We start from the raw sequence: 2,222 nt of genomic DNA, 5'->3' as shown, positions 1-2,222 counted from the left end.
GCTCCCGCCGTCCCGTCCACCCGCTGCTCCTCCCGCCGCTCCACCCGCTGCTCCGCCCGCTGCTCCACCCGCTGCTCCGCCACCGGCTGCGCAGCGCACCCGCGTGCCTACGATGACCGGCATGTCCCCCGACGTCGAGGCCGCGTTCTTCGACCTCGACAACACCGTCGTGCGGGGCGCCTCGCTGTTCTACTTCGCCCGGGGGCTGGCCGCGCGCGGGTTCTTCTCCCGCCGCGAGCTGCAGGGCTTCACCCGGCGCGCCGTGCACTACGCGCTGCGCGGGGAGGTCCACGGCCACCTCGTGGAGGTCCGCGACCTCGCGCTGGCCTTCGTCGCCGGGCACACCACGGCCGAGATCCGCGGCATCGGCGAGGAGGTCTACGACGAGCACGTCGAGGCCAAGGTGCGCCCGGGCGCCCAGGCGCTGGCCCGCGGCCACCTCGCGGCGGGCGCACCGGTGTGGCTGGTGACCGCCGCCCCCGTCGAGCTGGCCGACGTCGTGGCCCGCCGCCTGGGGTTCACGGGCGCCCTGGGCACGGTCGCGGAGTCGGCCGACGGCGTCTACACCGGCCGCCTCATCGGCGAGCCGCTGCACGGTCGCGCCAAGGCCGACGCCGTGGCCGCGCTGGCGCGCACCTCGGGCTGGGACCTGGCCCGCTGCACCGCCTACTCCGACTCCGCCAACGACCTGCCGCTGCTGTCGATGGTGGGCCACCCCGTCGCGGTGAACCCCGACCGGACGCTGCGCCGGCACGCCGCGGCGCACGGCTGGCCGGTGCTGGAGTTCCGCACCTGGCAGCACGCCGTGCGCTGGACGCGGCGGCTGGGCACGGCGGGCGCCCTGGGCGCGGGCGCCTTCGCCCTCGCCGGGCTGGTGCGCCGCGGCCGCTGAGCCCGTCGGCCGACCCGGGCCCGGCCCCGGACGCGCGAACGGGCGGGCCCCCCAGGTGGGGGACCCGCCCGCGCGGTGGCTGGGGTCAGCTCACTTCTTGTTGCGGCGCTGGTGGCGCGTGCGGCGGAGCAGCTTGCGGTGCTTCTTCTTCGCCATGCGCTTGCGCCGCTTCTTGATCACAGAGCCCAAGGGGTCCTCGCTCACTCGACGTGTCGACTCGTGCCGGCTGGTGCCGGCGGGTGCCGGCCGCAGCCGGCGTGCCGCTCGCGCGGCAGACCGTCGTGGAGTCTACCGGCCCGCGCGGGCGCCGCGTCGTCCCACCGCCCGCCCGGGCACCCGCACGGGTGCCCCGGCCGGCGACGCGCCGGTGCCGGCCGCTCGCCCCGGCGTGGCGGCGTGCGCCCTCACGCGGTGTCGATGTAGGACTGGCGCAGGTACTCGTGGACGGCGTCCTCGGGCACCCGGAAGGAGCGGCCGACCCGCACCGCGGGCAGGTCGCCGTTGTGCACCAAGCGGTACACCGTCATCTTCGACACGCGCATCATCGACGCGACCTCGGCCACGGTCAGGAACCGGACCTCGGACAGCGGGCGGTCCTCAGGCATCCCCACAGCACCCTTCACCTCGCGCGCCAGCGGTGCGCCGTCCCCCGCGGACGGCCCGGTGGGGGCGCGGTCAGCCACCACTGTAGGGGCAGGTGTGACGTGGGTGGAAGATCTCCGTGTGCACCAAGTCACGGAGCGTGACCTGAACGCCCTGTGACCAGCGATGACGCTCGGTAAAAAGATTCGGGGCGGACGTCCCCGCTCAGTCGAAGTCCGGGTCCAGGCCGTGCAGCGGGAAGGCCGCGCGCCGCGTGGCCAGGATCGCGCGGTCCACCGCGTCCCCCGGGTCGTAGCCGGACTCCCAGCCCGCGAACACCGCCTGACCACCGTCCGTCATCGTCCGCGGCGCCTCCCGGCCCAGGACCTCCAGCACGTGGCGCCGCCACGGCTCGGGCAGCGGCGTCTGCGGCGGCAGCGGCTGCTGGGAGGCCTCCGCCACCAGGTGCGCCCAGGTCCGCGGCACCACGTCGACGACCTCGTAGCCCCCGCCGCCCAGCGCCAGCCAGCGCCCCCCGGCGGCCGAGTGCGCCAGCGCGTGCATCGAGGAGGCCACCGCGCGCTGCGCGTCCACCGACACCACCAGGTGCCCCAGCGGGTCCAGCGCGTGGGTGTCGCACCCGTGCTGGGTCACCAGCACGTCCGGCTGGAAGGCGCCCACCAGCTGCGGCACCACGGCGTGCACCGCCCGCAGCCAGCCCGCGTCCCCCGTGCCCGCCGGCAGCGCC

At 76.3% G+C, this 2,222-nt stretch carries 3 protein-coding genes and 1 pseudogene; 1 reads left to right on the top strand and 3 read right to left on the bottom strand.

Annotation, left to right across the window (positions count from 1 at the left end; genetic code table 11):
• The first annotated feature begins 121 nt into the window (after positions 1–121).
• Positions 122–892 (top strand): HAD family hydrolase, encoded by a 771-nt coding sequence (locus tag GTQ99_RS22435; RefSeq protein WP_240897964.1) that lies wholly within the window; start codon positions 122–124, stop codon positions 890–892.
• A gap of 90 nt (positions 893–982) precedes the next feature.
• On the opposite strand, the gene GTQ99_RS22430 is transcribed toward GTQ99_RS22435, so the two are convergent.
• The 3 genes and pseudogenes from GTQ99_RS22430 to GTQ99_RS22420 form a co-directional block, all read right to left on the bottom strand.
• On the bottom strand, positions 983–1,081 hold the full coding sequence (locus GTQ99_RS22430; protein WP_012085056.1) for a 30S ribosomal protein bS22: 99 nt from the start codon (positions 1,079–1,081) through the stop codon (positions 983–985).
• A gap of 215 nt (positions 1,082–1,296) precedes the next feature.
• A complete protein-coding gene (locus GTQ99_RS22425; RefSeq protein WP_166617889.1) occupies positions 1,297–1,497 on the bottom strand; it encodes a helix-turn-helix domain-containing protein in 201 nt (66 codons plus the stop codon).
• Between the two features lie 202 nt (positions 1,498–1,699).
• Positions 1,700–2,222: pseudogene (locus GTQ99_RS22420) on the bottom strand (acetoin utilization protein AcuC); the annotation flags it as partial.

The organism is Kineococcus vitellinus (genome assembly GCF_009906315.1).
Taxonomy (GTDB): Bacteria; Actinomycetota; Actinomycetes; order Actinomycetales; family Kineococcaceae; genus Kineococcus; species Kineococcus vitellinus.
The sequence above is the reverse complement of the archived record's forward strand: the minus strand, read 5'-3'. Positions and strand labels throughout refer to the sequence as shown.

Bases quoted from the DNA above. Each gene is read 5' to 3' on its own strand.
- GTQ99_RS22435 (WP_240897964.1), top strand. From the start codon at position 122: ATGTCCCCCGACGTCGAGGCCGCGTTCTTCGACCTCGACAACACCGTC.
- GTQ99_RS22425 (WP_166617889.1), bottom strand. From the start codon at position 1,497: ATGCCTGAGGACCGCCCGCTGTCCGAGGTCCGGTTCCTGACCGTGGCC.